Annotated in this window: 11 protein-coding genes; 6 read left to right on the forward strand and 5 right to left on the reverse strand. The window is 66.7% G+C overall.

Features of this window, described 5'->3' with window-relative positions:
- Positions 1-6: 6 nt before the first annotated feature.
- The 3 genes from ACOOHB_RS04290 to ACOOHB_RS04300 all read right to left on the reverse strand — a co-directional run bounded on the left by ACOOHB_RS04290 (position 7) and on the right by ACOOHB_RS04300 (position 3,584).
- Complete coding sequence (locus ACOOHB_RS04290) at positions 7-1,245, reverse strand: acyl-CoA dehydrogenase family protein (protein WP_420443575.1); 1,239 nt, start codon at positions 1,243-1,245, stop codon at positions 7-9.
- A 245-nt stretch (positions 1,246-1,490) separates the two neighbouring features.
- The gene (locus tag ACOOHB_RS04295) at positions 1,491-2,282 is read right to left on the reverse strand and encodes an SDR family NAD(P)-dependent oxidoreductase (protein ID WP_420443576.1); all 792 of its coding nucleotides are present in this window, start codon (positions 2,280-2,282) and stop codon (positions 1,491-1,493) included.
- Between the two features lie 81 nt (positions 2,283-2,363).
- Entirely contained in the window at positions 2,364-3,584 is a 1,221-nt protein-coding gene (locus tag ACOOHB_RS04300; RefSeq protein WP_420443577.1) for an LLM class flavin-dependent oxidoreductase, read from the reverse strand.
- A 175-nt stretch (positions 3,585-3,759) separates the two neighbouring features.
- Between ACOOHB_RS04300 and ACOOHB_RS04305 the strand changes: the two genes are divergently transcribed.
- The 6 genes from ACOOHB_RS04305 (at position 3,760) to ACOOHB_RS04330 (ending at position 10,912) form a co-directional block, all read left to right on the forward strand.
- Entirely contained in the window at positions 3,760-4,980 is a 1,221-nt protein-coding gene (locus ACOOHB_RS04305; RefSeq protein WP_420443578.1) for a cytochrome P450, read from the forward strand.
- 132 nt (positions 4,981-5,112) lie between these two features.
- On the forward strand, positions 5,113-6,333 hold the full coding sequence (locus ACOOHB_RS04310; RefSeq protein WP_420443579.1) for a cytochrome P450: 1,221 nt from the start codon (positions 5,113-5,115) through the stop codon (positions 6,331-6,333).
- Positions 6,334-6,353: 20 nt separating this feature from the next.
- Entirely contained in the window at positions 6,354-7,238 is an 885-nt protein-coding gene (locus tag ACOOHB_RS04315) for an LLM class F420-dependent oxidoreductase (RefSeq protein WP_420443580.1), read from the forward strand.
- A 67-nt stretch (positions 7,239-7,305) separates the two neighbouring features.
- On the forward strand, positions 7,306-8,967 hold the full coding sequence (locus ACOOHB_RS04320) for an amidohydrolase (protein ID WP_420443581.1): 1,662 nt from the start codon (positions 7,306-7,308) through the stop codon (positions 8,965-8,967).
- Between the two features lie 104 nt (positions 8,968-9,071).
- Complete coding sequence (locus tag ACOOHB_RS04325) at positions 9,072-9,833, forward strand: SDR family NAD(P)-dependent oxidoreductase (protein WP_420443582.1); 762 nt, start codon at positions 9,072-9,074, stop codon at positions 9,831-9,833.
- Positions 9,830-10,912: a DUF1295 domain-containing protein gene (locus tag ACOOHB_RS04330; RefSeq protein ID WP_420443583.1), complete on the forward strand. Its 1,083-nt coding sequence runs from the start codon at positions 9,830-9,832 to the stop codon at positions 10,910-10,912. Before ACOOHB_RS04325 ends, ACOOHB_RS04330 begins: the two co-directional genes overlap by 4 nt.
- Positions 10,913-11,032: 120 nt before the next feature.
- Here the strand turns inward: ACOOHB_RS04330 and ACOOHB_RS04335 are convergent, their stop codons facing one another.
- Positions 11,033-15,004: a beta strand repeat-containing protein gene (locus ACOOHB_RS04335; RefSeq protein ID WP_420443584.1), complete on the reverse strand. Its 3,972-nt coding sequence runs from the start codon at positions 15,002-15,004 to the stop codon at positions 11,033-11,035.
- The gene (locus tag ACOOHB_RS04340; protein ID WP_420443585.1) at positions 15,001-23,550 is read right to left on the reverse strand and encodes a Calx-beta domain-containing protein; all 8,550 of its coding nucleotides are present in this window, start codon (positions 23,548-23,550) and stop codon (positions 15,001-15,003) included. The genes ACOOHB_RS04335 and ACOOHB_RS04340 overlap by 4 nt, the downstream gene beginning before the upstream one ends.
- Positions 23,551-23,659: the final 109 nt, after the last annotated feature.

Here is a 23,659-nt window from a genome sequence, read left to right on the forward strand (position 1 = left end):
GATGGCCTACGACATCCGGAAGTCGGGATCGTGGCGGCGGAGTTCGCGGCGGGCGATGGTCATCTTGTGGACCTCGTCGGGCCCGTCGGCGATTCGCAGGGTGCGCATGTGGGCGTACATCTCGGCCAGCGGGAAGAACTGGGTAACGCCGCCAGCACCGTGCACCTGGATGGCGCGGTCGATCACCTTGAGAGCCATGTTGGGCACGGCAACCTTGATGCCCGAGATCTCCTGAGCCGCAGCCTTGTTGCCGATGGTGTCCATGAGGTGTGCCACGTGCAGCACGTACTCGCGTGCCTGGTCGATCTCGATGCGCGCGTCGGCGATCCAGTCCTGGATCAGGCCCTGCTGGGCAACCGACTTGCCGAAGGTCTCGCGTTCGAGCGCTCGAAGGCACATGCATTCCAGCGCACGCTCGGCCACGCCGATTGATCGCATGCAGTGGTGGATACGGCCCGGGCCCAGGCGGGCTTGGCTGATGGCGAAGCCCTCGCCCTCGCCGCCCAGGATGTGGTCCTCGGGCACACGCACGTTCTCGTACACCAGCTCGGGGTGACCGCCCCGGTCGTGGAAACCGAACACCAGCGGGTCGCGCCCGACGCTGATCCCCTCCGCATGACGCGGCACCACGATCATGGACTGCTGACGGTGTCTGGGACCATCGGGGTCGTTCTTGCCCATCACGATGAGCACCTGGCACTCCGGACGCAGCGCATTCGAGGAGAACCACTTGCGTCCGTTCAGCACATACTCGTCACCGTCGCGGTCGATCCGCAGGCGGATGTTGGAAGCGTCGGAGCTGGCCACCTCGGGCTCGGTCATCGAGAAGGTGGACCGGAACTCGCCCTCCAGCAACGGAGCCAGATACTGCTGCTTGACCCGTTCGGAGCCGTACAGGTTCAGGATCTCCATGTTGCCGGTGTCGGGCGCAGAGCAATTCAGCGCTTCGGAGCTGAACGTGACCTTGCCGAGCTGCTCGGAAATCGGCGAATAGTCCAGATTGGACAGCTTGGTGCCGGGCGCCTGGGGGTCGAGGTGGGGGATGAACAGGTTCCACAGCCCACGTTCGCGGGCAGCGGCCTTGAGCTTGTCCATGATCGCTGGCGTGGCGTGCACGTTTCCCGCGGCAGCCAACTCGGCGTACTGCTCGTGGTACTCCTGCTCGTTGGGATAAATGTGGTCGTCCATGAACGACTGCACAGCCTCCTGCGTCTCGAGGCCCTTCTTGGTGTAGGCGTGCGCCATCTGTTCGCTCCAGTCGTGGATGTGCGATTCGCGCCCAGAAAGTAACGGGCGCCCGTGCGCCATGAAGCTAGCCCGCGGCTGTACGGACTTTCAGGGCCGCGTTTCGCGGGGTTGGCCGGTTCAGACTGCGCCGGTTCAGACTGCGCCGGTTCAGACTGCGCCGGTTCAGACTGTCGCTGGTTCAGACTGTCGCTGGTTCAGACTGTCGCTGGTTCAGACTGTCGCTGGTTCAGACTGTCGCTGGTTCAGACGTGGGTGCCGGCCCCACCGTCGATCGTCAGGCAGGTGCCGTTTACGTAGTTGGCGGCGCTGCTGGCCAGGAAGACCACGCCCGAGGCGACTTCTTCGGCGGTGCCGTAGCGGCCCTGGGGCACACCGGTGGAGTTTCGGGCGAAGATCGCCTCGGCGTCAGTGTTGTTCGCTTCGCCGATCTCGGCGGCCGCCCGTTCCCACATGTCGGTACGGATGAGCCCGGGGATGATGGTGTTCGTGAGCACATTGTCGGCGCCGTACTTGCCGGCGAGCGCCTTGGCAGTGGCAACCATGGCGGCCTTGGTGGCGGCGTAATCGATGAGTGCCGCGTTGGGGAAGAAGGCGGCGCCACTGGCGATCATGATGATCCGACCCCATGTCTGCTCGCGCATGTGCGGCAGGCAGAAACGTGTGCAGCGCACCGCTGACATGAGGTTGAGTTGGTGCAGTTCGGTCCAGTCCTCGTCTGTCATGTACAGGAAGTTGCGCGAGGGCGAGGCGCCGACGTTGTTGATCAAGATGTCAATGGGACCCATCTCGGATGTGGCCACTTCCAGGATTTCTTGCACGGCATCGGTCTCAGACATGTCGCCGAAGTACCCGTGTACTGACCCGGTCCCCGACGCGGGTTGGTAGTTGTCGAGATCGAAGACCGCCTGCGGGCCGCGAGCACAGAAGCCGACCGTCGCACCGTGATCGGCCATCAGTTGCACCGACGCTCTGCCGATGCCCTTCGAGCCGCCGGTCACCAGCGCTACCCGTCCCGATAAGTCCAAGTCCAGCATGGGGTCCTCTCCAAAATCCGATTGTCGGCCAGCTCTGTTGTTGGCAGTTCAGTTGTCGGCAGTTACTTACTCGGCAGTTACTCAGTCGGCAGCGGCCAGGGCGGCCTTGTCCGGCTGAGCAGCGTCGGTGTTCTCGCCGGTCCGCTCGCCCGATTTCTCGCCGGTCCTCTCGCCCGAGTTCTCGCCTGCCGCAGCATCGAGCTCGGCCACGCCAGCCTTGATGCGCGGGATCAGCTCGCGGCCGAAGTCGACAGCGTCGTTGAACGGGTCGAAGCCACGGATCAGCACGTAGGCCACGTCGCTGAGCCCCCCGCCCGCGGGTATCCCGAGCCGGTAGTAGCGCAGGATCGAATCGGCCACCTGCTCGGGTGTGCCGACCAGGCACGAGGTGTTGCCCGGGGCGCCTGTTGCTTCAGCAATCTTGAGCCACAGGCGCTCGTCATGGGTGTCGGCGGCCGCAGCATGCGCCAGCATCCGCTCGCCGCCGCGGTCGTAGGGCTTGCCCCGGTGACTGCCTGCAACGGTCAGCTTGTCCGTGCCGGCGGCTTCGATGCCCCCGAGGATGCGGTGCGCACGGTCCCACGCTTCGCCTTCGGTGGCACCGAGGATGGGCCGCACGCTGATTGAGAACTGAGGCTTGTGTCCGTATACGGCAGCTCTGGCGCGGAAATCGTCGAACCGCTCTGCCGTAGCGGCCCTCGGCTCTGCGTACACGGCGTAGACGTCACATCGGCGGGCACCCATCTCGAGCGCCTCAACCGACGATCCGCCGAAGAACACCGGAGGCGACGGCTGCTGCAGCGGCCTCACATCGGGGCGCACGTCACTGAAGCGGTAGAAGGCGCCCTCGTAGTCGAACGGCTCAGGCGACGTCCAGGTCAGGCGCATCACCTCGAGGTACTCGTCGGCTCGGGCATAGCGATCGGCCTTCGGCAGGTAGTCGCCGTCGCGCTGGTTGTCCTTGTCGCTCGCCCCGGCGATGACATGCAGCGCGAACCGTCCGCCGCTCAGCTGGTCGAACGTGGCGGCCTTGCGAGCAGCCAGCGTGGGGGCCACGAAGCCCGGCCGGTGTGCGATGAGGTAGCCGAGCCGCTCGGTGACCGAGGCTGCGTGGGTTGCCACCGACCAACCGTCGGCCGACGTCGAGGTATAGCCCACCAGCACCAAGTCGAAGCCGGCCTCATCGTGGGCCTTGCTGAAATCCTCGAGGAATTGGCGGGAAAGCCCGCCCTCAATGACGTGCACCGTCGAATCATCCTTGGGCGGCGACACACCGATCATCCCGATCACCGACAACGGCACGCCACCAAGGTACGCGCCCGGAATCCGGTGCGCCGCGTGAAGCGGCTGACAGAGGAGACCAGCCCCGCCGAACCGCGAAGAATCAGGCACGGGATCGGCAACCGCGCATACCATCGCAGCCAAGTCGGATCGGCGGGTTGCGGGGGCTGCTCGTCGTCGGGGGGCGGAGGAAGCCGTGACTGAACGACCGCCGGTTGCTGACTGGACGACCGACTTCGATCACTTGAGCGAGGAGTGGGCTGCGAAGAGCCCGGAGATCCTGGCTGAATTGCGCGAGCGGTGTCCGGTCGCTCAGACTGAGCGATTCTGGGGGGCGTACCTCGTGAGCCGCCACACTGATGTGGTCAAGGCCGCCCGAGATACCGACACGTTTTCAAGCCGCATCACGATCATCAACGACAATCATCCCGACAACATCGGCTTGAAGCTGCCGCCGATCACGCTCGATCCACCTGAGCACGGACCGATTCGACGTGCCTTGTTGCCGTCGTTCAGCCCGAAAGCCACCGATGAGCTGGAACCCACGGTCCTCGAGATGGCGAATCGCATCCTCGAGGCCACCGCAGGGCGCGAGATCGTCGACGGAGCGCTCGAATATGCCCAGCTCCTGCCTGTGGAGGTCATGGGCTACCTGTTCGGCGTCTCGCCTGAGGTCGGGCCGAGCTTTCGCCGCTGGGTCTCCGCGATAGTCCGAGACGGGCTCGCCGATCTCGATGTCGCACGGGTCGCCGCACGTGAGGTCCAGGAATTCTTCGCGGCACAGCTACGTGACCGAGCCGAATTGGGCGACAAGGCCCCCGACGATCTCGTTGCCACTGTGCTGAATGCCCAAGTCGAATCGCCCGACGGCAGATCTCGACCCTTCAGCGTGATCGAGCGCATCGGGTCGCTGATCATCATGATGCTCGGCGGGATCGACACCACGTGGTCATCGTTGGGTTCGATGCTGCTGCATCTCGGCACGCACCCCGAGGACCTTGCGCAGCTGACTGCACATCCGGGTTTGATTCCGAGTGCGGTGGAGGAATTCCTGCGGCTGTACAGCCCGGTCACGATTGCGCGCTACATCACCGAGGACGCCGAAGTTGCCGGCTGTCCCGTGAGTGAGGGGCGACGAGTGCTGCTGTCCTACCCGTCGGCGAACCGGGATCCCGGGCACTTCGACCGCCCCGACGAACTGGTTCTCGACCGTGAAGACAACCGCCACATGGCGTTCGGCGTGGGCGTGCACCGTTGCTTGGGATCGAATCTGGCCCGCATGGAGCTCCGAGTCGGCTTGAGCACCTGGCTGGAGCGCTACCCGTGCTTCGAGCTCGCTGTCGACCCTGAAGAGGTCACGTTCTCGGTTGGACCTGTGCGCGGCCCCCGAAGCGTGCCCCTTCGCATCCTGAACTGAGGGGAGCCCCGGGGTTCTGGCCCCTGAGTTGGATGGCTTATCGGGCATCGGTTCACTGGTCGCGCATACCATCGGAGCCGATTCGGAGCGACGAATGGCGGGAGCCATTGGTCTGAGGGAAGCTGGGTTGCCGTGGCAGAACGACCGCGAGTTGCGGACTGGAAGACCGATTTCGACCACCTGAGTGACGAGTGGGCTGCGAAGAGCCCCGAGATCCTGGCCGAACTGCGCGAGGAGTGCCCGGTTGCCCAGACGGAGCGCTTCTGGGGGGCTTATCTCGTGAGCCGCCATGCCGACATCGTCGAAACCGCCAGAGACACCGAGACGTTCTCGAACCGGATCACCGTCATCAACGACAACCATCCCGACAACATCGGTCTGGAATTGCCCCCCATCACGCTGGACCCGCCCGAGCACGGCCCGATCCGCCGCGCCTTGCTGCCGTCGTTCAGCCCCAAGTCCACCGACGAGCTCGAACCGAAGGTGGTCGCCATGGCCGAGCGCCTGCTCGACGCCACCGAGGGACGGGACGTAGTCGACGGGGCCATTGACTACGCGCAACTGCTGCCGATCGATGTCATGGGGTACCTGTTCGGCGTGTCGCCGGAGATGGGGCCGAGCTTCCGGCGCTGGGCCGACGCAATGCTGAAGGAAGGCCTGGGCGACCTCGAGATCGCACGCACCGCGGCTCGAGAGGTACAGGAGTTCTTCGCCAGCCAGCTACGCGAGCGCGAAGAGCAGGGAGATGACGCCCCTGACGACCTTGTCTCCACCGTGCTTCGGGCGCAGGCCGAGCTGCCTGACGGGGACTCCCGGCCGTTCGGCCGCAAGGAGCGCATCGGGGCGCTGTTTGTGCTGATGCTCGGCGGCATCGACACGACCTGGTCGACGCTGGGCTCGATGCTGTTCCATCTCGGATCCCATCCCGACGACCTGCAACGCCTGGTGGCCGAACCCGACCTCATGCCAGCGGCGATCGAGGAGTTCCTGCGCTTCTACAGCCCGGCCACGATTGCCCGGTACATCACCGACGATGCCGAGATCGCGGGATGCCCGGTTTCGGAAGGGAAGCGGTTGCTGCTCTCCTACCCGTCGGCGAATCGCGATCCCGACTACTTCGATCAGCCCGATGACTTCGTCCTGGACCGCGACGACAATCGTCATATGGCGTTCGGGGTGGGCGTCCATCGATGCTTGGGCTCTAACTTGGCCCGGATGGAGCTGCGGGTAGGCCTCAGTGCCTGGTTGGAGCGATACCCGCGCTTCGAACTGGCTGTCGAGCCCCACGAGGTCGCGTGGTCGATCGGCCCGATTCGCGGCCCGCGCAGTGTGCCGCTGCGAGTCCTGAAGTGAGCAGATGAGGTGCTGAGCTCATGAAGTTTGGCGCAGTCCTGCCGACATGCGAGATCGGCACCGACCCGATCGCTTTGCGCGACTGGGCCCAAGCAGCCGAGTCGCTCGGCTACTCGCACATCGTCACCTACGACCATGTGCTCGGCGCCTCCCATGCTGAGCGCGAGCCAGCGTTCTGGGGCCCCTACACCGAGCGTGACGATTTCCACGAGCCGTTCGTGCTCTTCGGCTACCTGGCGGGCGTCACGAGCACCATCGAGTTCGAGACCGGCATCATCATCCTTCCGCAACGCCAAGCGGCACTTGTAGCGAAGCAGGCGGCCGAGGTGGATCTGCTGTCGGGCGGGCGCTTCCGGCTGGGTGTGGGCTCGGGTTGGAACTATGTCGAATACGAATCCCTGGGCGCCGACTGGGAGCGGCGTGGCGCTCTGCTCGACGATCAGATCACCGTCATCCGTGCGCTGTGGGAGAACGACCTCATCGAGTACTCGAGCGAGTTCCACCACATCGACCGGGCTGGCATCCGGCCGCGCCCGGCCCGCCGCATCCCGATCTGGTTCGGCGGCTACACGGCTGCCGCGCTGCGACGAGCTGCCCGCCATGGGGACGGGTTCACCTTCGGAGACTCCGGGCCTGACACGGTGGCACTTGCGGAGACCTTGCGGGGGATGCTCGCAGCCCAGGGTCGTGACCCGGCTGACTTCGCTCTTGAAGCCGAGGCCAACTACGGCATCGGCCCGGATCGGTGGACCGGCCTGGTGGACGAGGCCCGCGACGCTGGCTTCACGCACTTCTCCGTGAATTGCCAGAGCACCACATGCGAGTGGGGCGGCAACCCCGCTGCGAACCTCCAGAGCACCGCAGAGCACATCGCTGCCCTGGAGCATTTCATCTCACTGACCTGACCCTTCCGCAGGCAGCAACTTGCCGAATTGCTCATCTAGGGTCGCGCCAGCACACAGGGGAAGGCGCATGGAACGGATCACGGTGTACCCAGCGGCCCGCATCCACACCATGGACCCGGGCCGGCCCCATGGCAGTGCAGTCGCCGTCGCAGACGGACGCATCGTGTCGGTCGGCTCGATGGAATCGATGCAGCCGTGGCTGCGGCGTTACCCCTTCGATGTCGACGACCGCTACGCCGGCAAGGTGATCCTTCCGGGCTTCATCGACCCGCACACGCATCTGCGGCTGAGCGGCACCTATATGGGCCTGCACTACGTCGGCCCGATCGATTCCGCCTCACCGACCGGGCTGCGCAAGGGACTGCCGAGCCGTGACGCGGTGCTGCACCAACTCCGGGCACTGGTCGCCGAGCACGCCGACCCCAGCGAGCCGCTCACGGCATGGGGCTACGACCCCGCCAGCCAGGAGGGCCATCTCGACCGCGACATGCTCGATGCCATCAGCGACACCGTGCCGATGTGGATCTGCGCGTACGCGCCGCACATCGTCTACGTGAACTCCCCGATGCTCGAGCTGATCGGTGTCGACGACGACAGCATCGGTCACGGACTCGGCCGCTATCCCGACGGGCGCCTCAATGGCTGGTTCGTGGAGACCGAGGCGACGGCGCGGGCGACACGCCCGGTGGCCGCCTCGGTGTACGGACCGGGAACTGGCCGTGCGGCCATCGACCGCATGGGTGCGGTTGCCCAAGCAGCCGGCATTACGACGACAGCGGACCTGCTGTGGGGCATGGCCGACGGATTCGAGCCCGAGTGGGACGACCATGCAGCGGCCGTCAGCGAAGGCACTTTCCCGCTGCGCATCTACATGATTCCCTTCGAGGCGAAGCTGGTGCGCACGTACGGCAGCGACATGCTCGATTTCCTCGCCTCGAAGCGAGCCGAGGGCGACGATCGGCTCAACACCCACGGTGTGAAGTACGTGAACGACGGCTCGTACCCGTCGATGACACTGGTGATGAATGCACCCGGGTACCTCGACGAGGACACGGCCCACACAGGCGAGGTGCCGTGGGAGGACATGGTCGAGCGGATGCGGCCGTTCTGGCAGGCGGGCGTGCAGATCCACTCCCACGCCAACGGCGACCGCACCGTCGACATGACGCTGGACACGCTCGCTGCGCTTCAGGCAGAGCACCCCCGCTTCGATCATCGCTTCACGATCGAGCACTACTGCATCTCGACACCGGCGCAGGCGAAGCGCCTCGCGGCGCTCGGCGGCCTCGCCAGCGTGAACGTCTATTTCGTGCACTTCCGGGCGCAACTGCACTCAGATCACGGGTTCGGCCCCGACCGCAGTGAGGCCACGGCCCGGCTGGGCTCGCTGGTGCGGGCGGGTGCCACGTTTGCGCTGCACAGTGATTTCAACTTGGTCGTCACACCCTTGTCGCCACTGCTGGCTGCGTGGTGTGCCGTCAATCGAGTGGCCGCAGACGGCGAAACCGTGATGGCACCGGGGGAGCGGATCTCAGTCGATCGGGCGCTGCGAGCGATCACCATCGATGCAGCCCATGTGCTGGCTCGCGACGACCGCTTGGGATCGATCGAGGCTGGCAAGCTGGCTGACTTCACCGTGCTCGACGATGATCCCTACGAGGTGGATCCGATGGCGCTGCGTGACGTCGCCGTGCACGACACGGTGCTCGGAGGCGAGCCCACCTCGTGATTTGATTCGAGCGGCGAATCCTGATTGCTGGAGGTCGGATGTCCATGGCTTGGAGATCACCTCGACGGGTCCGTTGCTTGCCGAATGCCTACGGGAGCTGGGCCGTGGTCGCCGGTGCCTCGGTGGGGCTCGGCGCTGCGTTCGCCGCCCAGCTCGCCGCACGGGGCATGAGTCTGGTGCTGGTGGCGCGCCGCGGTCACCTGCTGGCCGAACTCAAAGAGCAGCTCATCGCTGAGTACGGGGTCGAAGTTCGATGCGTGGTTCTGGATCTGGCCGACCCCGCGTTCGCCGGAGCGCTCGCTGACGCCGTTGCTGGGCTGGACCTCGGGATCGTCGTGTACAACGCGGCGTTCACACCGGTGGGTCCCTTCCTGGACGCCCCTGACGAGGAGATCGAACAGGCGGTGGACGTCAACGTGCGCGGACCGCTGCTTGCCCTGCGGGCCTTGGTGCCGGCCATGCGCAGCAGGGGCAAGGGCGCTGTGGTGCTGATGTCATCGCTCGCCGGCCTGCAAGGGACGCCCCACATTTGCGTCTATGCGGCCAGCAAGGCGTTCAACCTCATTCTCGCCGAGGGGCTCTGGTACGAACTGCGGTCGCACGGCATCGACGTCGTCGCTTGCTGTGCCGGCGCCATGCGCACCCCGGGGTACATGAGATCGTTCGGCCGCGACGTGCCCGGCATGCTGTCTCCCGATGAGGCTGCGCGCCGAACACTCGATGGGCTCGGCCGGGGGCCGCGGTTCGTGCCGGGCCACCTCAACCGGATGACCGCTGTGCTCATGGGGCGCCTTCTTCCCCGGCGGGCGGCGGTCCGGCTCATCGGCAGGAACACGAGACACCTAGAGACGAAACGTCTGACGTGACCGATCTCGTGGCGGGATTCTTTGCGCCCTGGGCTGTTCTTGCTCTCATCGGGGTGCTGCACCTAGCGCTGCCGGCGCGGCGTGTGGCGGGATACGTGCGCAACGAGCACAGCGGCGAACTGCTGCGCTATCGCCTCAACGGACTGCTGGTGCTCGGGGTCACGCTGGGGCTCTGGATCGCCGCGTGCTCCGTGGGCGTCATGCCGTGGGACTGGTTCTGGCAGCACCGCTGGGAGGGCGCTGCGGGCGCTTTGACGCTGGGCTTGCTGGCAACTGCCGCAGCGGTGCTGTCTGCCCCTTCCAGGGGAGAGGGTGTGCTTGGCGAGCTCTATCTCGGACGCCGGGTCAACCCGCAGCTGTTCGGCGGTCGCGCCGACGCGAAGATGTTCCTGTACCTGGCGGGAGCCACTCTGCTCGAGCTCAATCTGCTCTCCTTTGCAGCCCATCACCTCAGTGCCTTCGAGGATGATCCGTCCCCGGGGGTCGTGCTCTACGTCGTGCTGTTCACCTGGTTCGTGTGCGACTACCTCGTCTTCGAGCGGGTCCACCTCTACACCTATGACCTGTTCGCGGAACGTGTGGGGTTCAAGCTCGTGTGGGGCTGTCTGTGCTGGTACCCGTACTTCTACGCGGTTGGCCTGTGGTCGGTGGCGGATCGCCCGAACCCGCACGCGCCCGCCTGGCTGACGGTCGTCTCGGCGGTCGTGTTCTTCGCCGGGTGGACACTGGCCCGGGGCGCCAACATGCAGAAGTTCAGCTTCAAGCGGGATACTGCGCGGCCATTCCTGGGCCTCGTCCCCAGGGCACTCTCCGACGGTGATCGCCATCTGTTGGCGAGCGGCTTCTGGGGCCTCTCGCGTCACGTCAACTACCTGGGCGAGATCGGCATGGCGACCGGCCTGGCGCTTGCCCTCGGCTGGCCGGCGCTACTCGGCCCCTGGCTGTATCCCCTGTACTACGTGGCGCTGCTCGTCCCGCGGGAGCGTGCCGACGATCGACGCTGTGCGGACAAGTACGGCCGCCTGTGGCAGCAGTACCGCGAGCGGGTGCCGTGGCGCATCGTCCCCCGCGTCTACTGAAACACCAGATGCGATCACGGTTGCTTGCCCCAGCGATGATGCGGTGATGACTGGGTACGCAAAGAGGCACGGGACAAGCCGCCGGATTTTCAGGAGTGCGAGGCTTCGGGCAATGCAGCGTCAGCTCGGTTCCATGAAGGCCCATTCAAAGGCCTTGGGGGAGTAGCGCGAGGTGCCGTACTTGTTGTGTGGCCAGACTCGGTAGACGTACAGCCTGTCGCCGGCGTCTGCGTTGTCGATGAAGACCGTCGAGGTGTCCCCATCGGCCTCGTGGCGAACGACCTCCCAGTCATCACCCAGCAGCATCCAACCGCGTACAAATGGTGTCGGTGACGGCTTGGGCGAGTATTCCCGGCGCTCAATGCGATGCCCCGTGATCCATGGGTCGGGAGCGGGCGCCCACGACCGTGGATCTGATGTCGATCCTGGCTGTCTGACAGTCGACTTGATGGCGAGCCGCCAGTCTGGCGAAGGATTCCACTCAAGTTGCCGTGATGCGGCAGTGGATGCTGTGAGCCGCACGTTTGCGACTCCGTCGGGCCTGTTCGACGGCCCGTAAGGCATGATGCCCGATGGGTAGTGGCCGAACGTCCGGCCTTCAGCATCGAGGGCGTGCACGGCATATGAGTACGCGTAACCCGGAGCTGGGTAGTCCGTCGAGCAGTCCCGATAGGTGGTCACAGTGCCCGACAGACTCTCGAACACGACGGCCGAACTCAGGTACTCGTAATCGGCAGAGGGATCGAGCGGCGCCGTGCTTGGGAACGGATAGTCGACGAAGCGGCTGCGGACCACGTGCACGCCAGTGGCTCTGGTTCCTGTTGGTGCCGTCCAGGTCAGGACGGCGCAATCCAGCTCGATGGTGACGAGCAGATTGGTGATCTCGTGGGGCTGAGGGCATCGCTCGGTTCGTCCCACGGTGAATGACTCGGGGCCGAATTGACGGTCGTACTTTCCACCGTCGCCGCGTGCGGTCACCCGAAACTCGTATGCCTTGTCGCAGTCGAGGCCCGTGGCTACCGCAATGATCCGGCGATTGTCGGTCCTGCTGGGCAGGTAGTCGAAGTCACCGTTGATCCTGGTCCAGCTGGTCGTGCCGCTCGCTCGCATTTCCAGCGCGTACTCCGCTGCTGTGCGTACTGAGAACCAGGCCACGGCGATGCTGTCCTGGGTTGCGTTGTACTGCCAGAATTGCCTCGGCGCCGGCGGCAGGCGTTGACTTGGGGCGTCTTTTTCGGTGATGGTCACTGTGACGGTCTGATCGCCCAGCGCGTCATAGACGGCGTCGTCGTCGCTGGCGATGTCGTGGACCAGCACCACGTCGGCGTCGGCGTCGGCGTCGTCGTCGGCCGCCGCGGCCACCGTCACCTGCTGGGGAGTCGCCCAGTTCGATGTCGTGAACGTCAGCTCGCCGCCGCTCAGCGTGTTCCCCGACACCGTCACATCGGTGCCCGTGTGGCCGCTGATGGCCACGGTCACGTCCCCGGCGGGCTGCGAGGCGAGCACCACCGCGTAGACCGCGCCCGCCGTGTCGCCCTCGAGCACCGTCAGCGTTGTCGGGTCGATGCGCACCCCCGGGGCGTCTTTTTCGGTGATGGCGACTGTCACGGTCTGATCGCCCAGCGCGTCATAGACGGCGTCGTCGCTGCTGGCGATGTCGTGGGTCAGGGTCACGTCGGCGTCGGCGTCGGCGTCGGCGTCGTCGTCGGCCGCCGCGGCCACCGTCACCTGCTGGGGAGTCGCCCAGTTCGATGTCGTGAACGTCAGCTCGCCGCCGCTCAGCGTGTTCCCCGACACCGTCACATCGGTGCCCGTGTGGCCGCTGATGGCCACGGTCACGTCCCCGGCGGGCTGCGAGGCGAGCACCACCGTGTAGACCGCGCCCGCCGTGTCGCCCTCGAGCACCGTCAGCGTTGTCGGGTCGATGCGCACCCCCGGGGCGTCTTTTTCGGTGATGGTCACCGTGACGGTCTGGTCGCCCAGCGCGTCATAGACGGCGTCGTCGCTGCTGGCGATGTCATGGGTCAGGGTCACGTCGTCGTCGGCGACGGCGTCGTCGTCGGCCGCCGCGGCCACCGTCACCTGCTGGGGAGTCGCCCAGTTCGATGTCGTGAAGGTCAGCTCGCCGCCGCTCAGCGTGTTCCCCGACACGGCCACGTCGGTGCCCGTGTGGCCGCTGATGGCCACGGTCACATTCCCGGCGGGCTGCGAGGCGAGCACCACCGTGTAGACCGCGCCGGCCGTGTCGCCCTCGGTCACGGTGAGCGTTGTCAGGTCGATGCGCACCCCCGGGGCGTCCTTTTCGGTGATGGCGACCGTCACGGTCTGGTCGCCCAGGGCGCCATAGACGGCGTCGTCGTCGCTGGCGATGTCGTGGACCAGCACCACGTCGGCGTCGGCGACGGCGTCGTCGTCGGCCGCCGCGGTCACTTTGATCGTCTGCGGGGTGGACCAGTTCGTCGTCGTGAACGTCAACGCGTTGCCGCTCAGCGTGTTCCCCGACACCGTCACATCGTTGTCGGTGTGGCCGCTGATGGCCACGGTCACGTCCCCGGCGGGCTGCGAGGCGAGCACCACCGTGTAGGTCTGTCCGGCCGTGTCGGCTTCGAGCACGGTGAGCGTTGTCGGGTCCACCACCACGCCTGGGGTGTCTTTTTCGGTGATGGCGACCGTCACGGTCTGGTCGCCCAGCGCGTCATAGACGGCGTCGTCGCTGCTGGCGATGTCGTGGACCAGCACCACAGCGTCGTCGGCGACGGCGTCGTCGTCGGCCGCCGCGGTCACTTTGATCGTCTGCGGGGTGGACCAGTTCGTCGTCGTGAACGTCAACGCGTTGCCGCTCAGCGTGTTCCCCGACACCGTCACATCGTTGTCGGTGTGGCCGCTGATGGCCACGGTCACGTCCCCGGCGGGCTGCGAGGCGAGCACCACCGTGTAGGTCTGTCCGGCCGTGTCGGCTTCGAGCACGGTGAGCGTTGTCGGGTCCACCACCACGCCTGGGGTGTCTTTTTCGGTGATGGCGACCGTCACGGTCTGGTCGCCCAGCGCGTCATAGACGGCGTCGTCGCTGCTGGCGATGTCGTGGACCAGCACCACAGCGTCGTCGGCGACGGCGTCGTCGTCGGCCGCCGCGGTCACTTTGATCGTCTGCGGGGTGGACCAGTTCGTCGTCGTGAACGTCAACGCGTTGCCGCTCAGCGTGTTCCCCGTCACGGCCACGTCGGTGCCCGTGTGGCCGCTGATGGCCACGGTCACGTCCCCGGCGGGCTGCGAGGCGAGCACCACCGTGTAGACCGCGCCCGCCGTGTCGCCCTCGAGCACCGTCAGCGCCACCGGGTCGATGCGCACCCCCGGGGCGTCTTTTTCGGTGATGGTCACTGTGACGGTCTGGTCGCCCAGGGCGTCATAGACGGCGTCGTCGTCGCTGGCGATGTCGTGGACCAGCACCACAGCGTCGTCGGCGACGGCGTCGTCGTCGGCCGCCGCGGTCACTTTGATCGTCTGCGGGGTGGACCAGTTCGTTGTCGTGAACGTCAACGCGTTGCCGCTCAGCGTGTTCCCCGTCACGGCCACGTCGTTGTCGGCGTGGCCGCTGATGGCCACGGTCACGTCCCCGGCGGGCTGCGAGGCGAGCACCACCGTGTAGACCGCGCCCGCCGTGTCGCCCTCGAGCACCGTCAGCGCCACCGGGTCGATGCGCACCCCCGGGGCGTCTTTTTCGGTGATGGTCACTGTGACGGTCTGGTCGCCCAGGGCGTCATAGACGGCGTCGTCGCTGCTGGCGATGTCGTGAGTCAGGGTCACGTCGGCGTCGGCGACCGCGTCCTCGTCGGCCGCCGCGGCCACCGTCACCTGCTGGGGAGTCGCCCAGTTCGATGTCGTGAACGTCAACGCGCCGCCGCTCAGCGTGTTCCCTGACACCGTCACATCGTTGTCGGTGTGGCCGCTGATGGCCACGGTCACGTCCCCGGCGGGCTGCGAGGCGAGCACCACCGTGTAGACCGCGCCGGCCGTGTCGGCTTCGAGCACGGTGAGCGTTGTCGGGTCCACCACCACGCCTGGGGTGTCTTTTTCGGTGATGGCGACCGTCACGGTCTGGTCGCCCAGCGCGTCATAGACGGCGTCGTCGTCGCTGGCGATGTGTGGACCAGCACCACAGCGTCGTCGGCGACCGCGTCGTCGTCGGCCGCCGCGGTCACTTTGATCGTCTGCGGGGTGGACCAGTTCGTTGTCGTGAACGTCAACGCGTTGCCGCTCAGCGTGTTTCCCGTCACGGCCACGTCGTTGTCGGTGTGGCCGCTGATGGCCACGGTCACGTCCCCGGCGGGCTGCGAGGCGAGCACCACCGTGTAGACCGCGCCCGCCGTGTCGCCCTCGAGCACCGTCAGCGCCACCGGGTCGATGCGCACCCCCGGGGCGTCTTTTTCGGTGATGGCGACCGTCACGGTCTGATCGCCCAGCGCGTCATAGACGGCGTCGTCGTCGCTGGCGATGTCGTGGACCAGCACCACAGCGTCGTCGGCGACCGCGTCGTCGTCGGCCGCCGCGGTCACTTTGATCGTCTGCGGGGTGGACCAGTTCGTCGTCGTGAACGTCAGCTCGCCGCCGCTCAGCGTGTTCCCCGACACCGTCACATCGGTGCCCGTGTGGCCGCTGATGGCCACCGTCACGTCCCCGGCGGGCTGCGAGGCGAGCACCACCGTGTAGACCGCGCCGGCCGTGTCGGCTTCGAGCACGGTGAGCGTTGTCGGGTCCACCACCACGCCTGGGGTGTCTTTTTCGGTGATGGCGACCGTCACGGTCTGGTCGCCCAGCGCGTCATAGACGGCGTCGTCGTCGCTGGCGATGTCGTGGACCAGCACCACAGCGTCGTCGGCGACCGCGTCGTCGTCGGCCGCCGCGGTCACTTTGATCGTCTGCGGGGTGGACCAGTTCGTTGTCGTGAACGTCAACGCGTTGCCGCTCAGCGTGTTTCCCGTCACGGCCACGTCGTTGTCGGTGTGGCCGCTGATGGCCACGGTCACGTCCCCGGCGGGCTGCGAGGCGAGCACCACCGTGTAGGTCTGTCCGGCCGTGTCGCCCTCGAGCACCGTCAGCGTTGTCGGGTCGATGCGCACCCCCGGGGCGTCCTTTTCGGTGATGGTCACCGTGACGGTCTGGTCGCCCAGCGCGTCATAGACGGCGTCGTCGCTGCTGGCGATGTCATGGGTCAGGGTCACGTCGTCGTCGGCGACGGCGTCGTCGTCGGCCGCCGCGGCCACCGTCACCTGCTGGGGAGTCGCCCAGTTCGATGTCGTGAAGGTCAGCTCGCCGCCGCTCAGCGTGTTCCCCGACACCGTCACATCGGTGCCCGTGTGGCCGCTGATGGCCACCGTCACATTCCCGGCGGGCTGCGAGGCGAGCACCACCGTGTAGGTCTGTCCGGCCGTGTCGGCTTCGAGCACGGTGAGCGTTGTCGGGTCCACCACCACGCCTGGGGTGTCTTTTTCGGTGATGGTCACTGTGACGGTCTGGTCGCCCAGCGCGTCATAGACGGCGTCGTCGCTGCTGGCGATGTCATGGGTCAGGGTCACGTCGGCGTCGGCGACGGCGTCGTCGTCGGCCGCCGCGGTCACTTTGATCGTCTGCGGGGTGGACCAGTTCGTCGTCGTGAACGTCAACGCGTTGCCGCTCAGCGTGTTCCCCGACACCGTCACATCGTTGTCGGTGTGGCCGCTGATGGCCACGGTCACGTCCCCGGCGGGCTGCGAGGCGAGCACCACCGTGTAGGTCTGTCCGGCCGTGTCGGCTTCGAGCACGGTGAGCGTTGTCGGGTCCACCACCACGCCTGGGGTGTCTTTTTCGGTGATGGCGACCGTCACGGTCTGGTCGCCCAGCGCGTCATAGACGGCGTCGTCGCTGCTGGCGATGTCATGGGTCAGGGTCACGTCGGCGTCGGCGACGGCGTCGTCGTCGGCCGCCGCGGTCACTTTGATCGTCTGCGGGGTGGACCAGTTCGTCGTCGTGAACGTCAACGCGTTGCCGCTCAGCGTGTTCCCCGACACCGTCACATCGGTGCCCGTGTGGCCGCTGATGGCCACGGTCACGTCCCCGGCGGGCTGCGAGGCGAGCACCACCGCGTAGACCGCGCCCGCCGTGTCGCCCTCGAGCACCGTCAGCGTTGTCGGGTCGATGCGTACCCCAACGGCATCGTCGTCGACGATGCTCACTGTGACCGGCGCCGCCGCGACGTCTGCGTACTCGGTCGCGGTGGTCGCCAAGATGTGCGTCAGCACCACCGCCTCGTCGCCCTCCGCGACGTCGTCGTCGACCGCCGTGACCGTCACCGTCTGGGGAGTGCTCCAGTCAGAGTCCGTGAACGTCAAATCCACCGCCGAGGTCGAAGAGTTCACGCTCACGTCGCCGCCGGTGCTGTGGCCCGCGACCTCGATCACCACGTTCGCGGTCGGCTGCACCGTCAACACCACCGTGTAGGACGCCGCCACCGGGTCGCCGTTTATGTCCACGGCGCCCTCGGTGACCGTCAGCATCGTCGGGTCGATCACCACGCCCGGGGGGATGTCATCGTCCTGCACGATGACCGTCACCGTCTTGGTCGTGCCTTCGTAATCACCGCCGCTCCCGCGGTGGACGATGACCTCCTCTTCGTGCATTGTGTCGGCGTCCGGCGGCGCCGTCACTTTGACCGTCTTGGCTGTGTTCCACGTCGACGAGTCGAATGTCAGGACCTCCGGGGTCCGAATGAGATCCGTGCCCACGACACCTCGGACCTCCACTTCCACCATCTGGGACGGCTCGGTCGCCAACCGCACTTCGTACACCGCTCCGTCGGGGTCGGCCTCGTCGATGGTCACCTCGGAGTCGCTGACGATGATCTCCGGCTCGTCGTCGTCGACCACGGTGACCGCCACCTGCGCCGTCAGGCCCGCGTAGTCGCCGCCGGTGGCGGTGTGGGTGAGTACCACCGATTCGTTCACCGCGTTGTCGTCGTCCTTAGCGGTCACGGTCACTGTCTGCGCGCTGGCCCAGTTCGATGTTGTGAACGTCAGCTCGTCGCCGGTCAAGGCGTTCCCTGACAGGGTCACGTCGCTGTCGGCGTGGCCGCTGACCGTGACCGTCACCTCCGCCGACGGCTGGACCGCCAACTTCACGCCGTAGGTGGCCGAGGCGTTCTCGACGACGGTCACCGCCGCCGGCACGTCGATCCGCGGCCCGTCGTCGTCGATGAGCGTCACCGCCACGCCGACCGGCTCGAGGGAGTCGTAGCCGCCGCCGCTCGCCGTGTGGATCAGCGTCACCATGTCGTCGGTGGTGTCGGCATCCTGGCCCGCGGTGGCCGTCACCGACTGCGCCTGGTTCCAGTTGTCGGCGGTGAACGTGAGGCTGTCGGCAGTCAACGTGTCTCCCGACAGTGTGATGTCGGTGCCATCGTGACCACCGATCGTCACCGTCACATCCGCCGATGGCTGCACCGTCAACTCCACGTCGTAGGTCGCCGAAGCGCCCTCCATCACGCTCAGCGTCCGCGGGTTCACGGTCAACCCCGGCATGTCGTCGTCCTCGACGATCACCTGCACCTCGACCGCCGACGCCGCGTAGGTCCCAAACGTCACGCTGTGGTCCACAACCACCTCCTCGTCGGCGAAGCCGGGGTCATCGCGCGCCGTGACGGTGATCGTCTGGGGGTCGCTCCAGTTCGTATTCGTGAACAAAATGGTGGCCGGCACCACGTCAACGTCGGTGGAGTTGGCCGAGGTCGTCACCAGCACCGTCGTCGTCGGCCTGTTCGCCAGCGACACCTGATAGCTCGCCCCGGCCTCGTCGCCCTCGGTGACCCGCACCTCGGTGGGAGTCACCACCAGCCCCGGCGTGTCGTTGTCGAGAATCGTCACCGCCACATCGATCGCCGTGGCCGTGCCGTAGCCGCCGCCGGTGGCGGTGTTAGTCAGTGTCACATCGTCGTTCGCGGTGTCGTCGTCCTCGGCAGCGGTGAGCGTTATCTCCTTTGCGGCATTCCAGTTCGCGATGGTGAAGGTCAACTCGTTGTTGGTCAACGTGGCCCCCGACAGGGTCACGTCGCTGCCGGCGTGACCGCTGATCGTGACCGTCACGTCCCCCGTCGGCCGGGAGCCCAGTGCCACCGAGTAGGTCTGTGCGCCCGGGTCGCCCTCCAGGATCGAGATCGACGAGGGCACCACCAGCAGTTCCGCACGGCTCTCGGCGTCGGTGACGGTGACCGGCAGTTCCGCCGACAGCCCGTCGTATCCACCGCCCTCGCCGGTGTGGGTGAGCGTCACATCGTCATTGGCGGTGTCGGCGTCGTAGCCGGCCTCCAGCGTCACCGTCTGCGGCTGGTCCCAGTCCGACGGTGTGAACCGAAGGGTTCTCGGACCCACCGTCAGGATCGTCAGGTCGGCCTCGGGGGCTGAGACGGTCACCGTCACGTCCGCCGCCGGCAGCGACGACAGCTCCACCGTGTAGCTCGAGCTGCCGCCCTCGGTCATCGTGAGGGCCGACGGCTTCACCACGATCGCGGCCGTGCCGTCGTCGTCGATCGTGACGTCCACGGTCGCCGCCTCCGCAGCGCCGTATCCGCCCCCGCTTGCGGTATTGGTGACCGTCACCTTGTCGTCCACGCCGTCGGCGTCGGCCGCGGCGGTGACCGTCACCGTCTGGGCGGTACCCCAGGTGTCGCGAGTGAAGGTGAGCCTGGCGGCGGACAGGGTGAGGTCGCTGCCGGCGTGGCCGGTGACGGTGACCGTCACGTCGGCCGACGGCTGCGTGGCCAGCCGGACGGTGTAGCTGCCGCTTCCGTTCTCGGCGACCGTCAGATCCGCGGGGTCGACCAGCACCTCCGCCGTGTCGGTCTCGGTGATCGTCACGGTCACGGCCACCGGCGCCGAGGAGTGACTGCCGCTGGTCGCCGTGTGGGTGAGCGTCACCGCCGCGTCGTCGACGGCGTCGGCATCGTCGGCGGCGCTGACGGTCACCGTCTGGGGGGCGTTCCAGTTCGTCGTGGTGAACGTCAGGGTGTCATCGCTGCTCAGGCCCGTTCCCGATAGTGACAGGTCCGTGCCGGAGTGGCCGATGATCGCCACCGTCACGTCCGCCGCCGGCTGCGACGACAGCGCCACCGTGTAGCTCGCGTCGCCGCCTTCGGTCACCGTCACCGCGGAGGGATCCACCACCACCCTCGGCGTTCTGGCAGCCGTCTGGTCGTCGTCATGGATCACCCCGGTGGCTGAACCGTCGATGATCACCGCATTGATCGGATTGCTCAGCGTGACCCCGACCGTCTCGTCGTCTTCGGCTGCCAGGTCGGACACGATCTGCACCTGGAGCTCCGCCGCCGACGACGTCGCGGGAATCGTCACCGTGCCGCTCGCCGCGATGAAGTCCGAGCCCGCTTCGGCGGTGCCGTCTTCGGTCGACCAGCTGAAGGTCACCGGCAGGCTGATCTCGCCGGTTCTCGTGACGGTGAAGACGAGCGGTCCGGCGCTTTCGATGGCGGCTTGAGCGTCGCCGACCGAGAGCGTGGGCGGCGCGTCGTCGTCGACGATGGTGATCACCGCTCGCACGTCGCTCCCCAGATCGGCGCCGACGGGATCGCTCAGGTCGACGAAGAAGCTCTCGTCGGCCTCATGAATGTCGTCGGGCAGGATGGGTACGGCAACGGTTGCGGTGGTCAGTCCGGCAGGAATGGTCACCCCGACCTGGCTCTGATGCGTGTAGTCCGCGGCTGTGGCGGTATTCGCGACGGTCCCGTAGCTAAGCGTGACCTCGTCGTAGGCGGGCCTGGTCAGACGGACCGTGGCCTGCGCCGTTCCCGCGCTCTCGGAGACCGACAGGTCGTCGATGCTGATCGTGGGCGTGTCGTCGTCGAGTATGCGAGCCTCGCCGGTGCCGTCCGCGATGACGCTTTTGCTCGGGTTGGCGAGTCGCACCTCGAACGTCTCGGTCGGCTCGTGGTCGCCGTCGTCGAGCAACTGCACCGAGATCGTCGCCTCCGTCTCACCGGCCGGGATCGTGAGAGTGGCGCCGATGTCCTGGTAGTCGATCTCTTCCGTCGCCGGCCGGGCGTCGTCCTCGTCGCTGACCGTTCGCCACCGCACCTCGGTGGGCCGCCCGCTCGCGGTGTCGAGGCTCACGGTGAAGTCGACCGAGGCACCCGGGCCCTCGGTGGCTTCGGCGTCGGAGATCGAGAACTCCGGCAGGTCGTCGTCGTCGGCGACGGTGACCGTCGCCTGCGGCGTTGCTGCGAAGGCACCCGTGACGGCGGACAGATCGACGGCGAACGTCTCGTTGTCGAGTTCGTCGAGTGCGTCGTCGGTGATCGTCACGGTGAGGGTTGCGGAGGTGTCGCCGGCGGAAATCTCCTCGGATCCACCGGCGGATTCGTAGTCCTGGCCCGCGGTGGCGGCGGCATCGCCCGTTGCGGGCGCCGTCGCCCATGTGAAGCCGATGGCCTCGGCGCTCGTTCCCGACAACGTGACGGCCAGATCAACGGTGCCCGCGCCCTCCGAGACCGACGCATCCGCGATGGTCAGCACCGGCTCGTCCTCCCCCACGGCGACGCTCGCGGTTCTGCCGGTCAGCGTGTAGGAGTATCTGCTCTGTGGCTCAACCGTCCCCGGCCGGAGTGTGGCGACGATCTCGCCGGGGCCGTCACCGACGTTGTCGTCCACCGTCGGGATCGTGATCTTGGCCGTTGTGTCGTTGCCGGCGATCGTGACCGAGGTGGGCAGCACGAACCCGCCGCTGTAGTCGATGAAGTCAGCCGTCTCGGTGATGTCGAAACCGACCGTCAGCGGGTCCGGCAGGTCCGCGACGGAGGGATTGCGCGTCACGGTGAACACGGCGTTCGCGCCCTCGTCGATGTTCGACTCGTCCGCCGTGACCGCGACCGGTGTGGCGTCGTCGTCGTGGATGCGCACGATCATGGAGTAACCGGACAGCCCGGCGTCGCCTTCGAGATCGGATGGGAAAAAATCCAAGAAGTGGTTGTACCCGTAACAGGCGGGCGTGTCGGGAGGCGGATCGCCCGAGCACTCGTCGGCGTTGAAGCTCTGCTCGTCCGGCGCGGTGGGTGTCTTCCCGAAGTCCACGACGAACTCCCGCACGGGATCCACGTCGTTGTTGTCGACGGCACTGATTCTCACGGTGCTGGTCGCCCGGTGACGCTCCATGTCACCGGTGCCGACCGTGGCGAAGCCGGTGATCTCGACGGTCTCGCTGATGGCCGTCGAACGGTCGAGTTGCACGAAGTCGTCCATGTGGGTGGCGGTGCCGTCCACGAACTCCAGGTCGACCTCCACGGAGGTGGTCGCGGCCGGGTCGAATCGAAACCGCGACACGGCGGTGAGTCCCAGCTCCAGCACGTCGCCCTCGACGATGTCCACCACGCGAGGCTGGTCGACATGCACGTCGAAACTGCCCTCGTTGTCGATGATGGTGTACGTCGCTGTGATCGGCAAGCCGCCGACGAACAGCCGTCCCGGGGTGAGCGGTGACTTGTCAACTACGATCTGGAACCGCTCGGGGATCTCCGGTTCGAGATCGTCGTAGATCGGTACGAAGAATTCCAATGGGTAGTAGTACTGCAGGAAAGGCCGTCCGAAGACGTCCTGCGCCGTTTTTCTCAGCCAGTCGGCGCCTTGCAGTCTCAGCTCTACGGCCAGAATGCCGATATCCGCTGGACGTTGAACTGGATCCGAGGTGGCCGTCGTCTCGATACTGCGCGACAGGGCGGTGAAGGAGACGACTTCCGGTGGCCTGTCCCGTGTCGTCGTACTGGACACAGTGAGGCCGATTCTGACCACAGACTGCTGCCGGGATTCGACACGGTGGCCACCGAAACCCACAGAGATTAAGAACAGCATGTCGCCGTCATCGGTCAGAACCGCGACGGCGGAACCCGGTGTCCCGACCAGGTAGCCCTGCTCCTGCTTCACGGTGACGGTGAGTGAACCGTCCTCGGTTTCCACGTCGGCGTCGTTACGCAACGGCACCTCGAATTGGATCGTCGCCCGCCCGGGCTCGAAATCCACCGTCGACGGAACCCTGGCCGTGTAGACGAAGTGCTGCCGGGATTCGGCCCGGAGGGAAACGGTCAACGCGCGCGACAGGTTCCCCGTCCGGGACAACGTGAACCCAGCGGTCTCGTTCTCCGGCACCGGCTCGTCGCCGCTGTCGGCCGCGATGGTCACGACGCTCATGTTCACCCGGTGTCCGGCACCGCCGGCGACGTGAGTGAGCGACGCGGCCCGGCTCCCGGAGTCGGCGATGGCGCCGCCGGTGCCGAGGCTGAGCTTGTCGGCACCCACGCTCACCCCGTCGCTGTCGAAATCGTCGTCGGTCACCGTGTAGCCGAACAGCACCTCGCTGCCGCGGACCGACTCGAAGACGGCCTCCCGCTCGGTCCCGCCGACATTGACGGCGAGCGTGGGGGAGCCCTCGACATCCACGACGGACGTGAAGTTCACCGCGAAGCGGATCGTTTCCCCGGTCAGATACGACACCGTGTCGGCGGGCGAGGAAGCGACCGAGACCAACGAGATCGTCGGGCTTGCTACCTGCGCATTAGCGCTAGTGCCGACAAGCAGCCCCAGCGGCCCGGCGAGCAGTACGGCAGCACCCAATGCGAGCAGCCGCCGAACCGGTGACCCCCCCCCCCCCCTCCGAAGGAGCGGCCGAGGTCCCGCAATCGTCCGCGCGGCGGCCTGACTGGAAGAACCGCATCGGGTCGCC

Origin of the sequence: Candidatus Poriferisodalis sp. (assembly GCF_965215815.1) — a bacterium.
Taxonomy (GTDB): domain Bacteria; phylum Actinomycetota; class Acidimicrobiia; order Acidimicrobiales; family Poriferisodalaceae; genus Poriferisodalis.

Bases quoted from the DNA above. Each gene is read 5' to 3' on its own strand.
- ACOOHB_RS04295 (WP_420443576.1), bottom strand. From the start codon at position 2,282: ATGCTGGACTTGGACTTATCGGGACGGGTAGCGCTGGTGACCGGCGGC.
- ACOOHB_RS04315 (WP_420443580.1), top strand. From the start codon at position 6,354: ATGAAGTTTGGCGCAGTCCTGCCGACATGCGAGATCGGCACCGACCCG.
- ACOOHB_RS04320 (WP_420443581.1), top strand. From the start codon at position 7,306: ATGGAACGGATCACGGTGTACCCAGCGGCCCGCATCCACACCATGGAC.
- ACOOHB_RS04290 (WP_420443575.1), bottom strand. From the start codon at position 1,245: ATGGCGCACGCCTACACCAAGAAGGGCCTCGAGACGCAGGAGGCTGTG.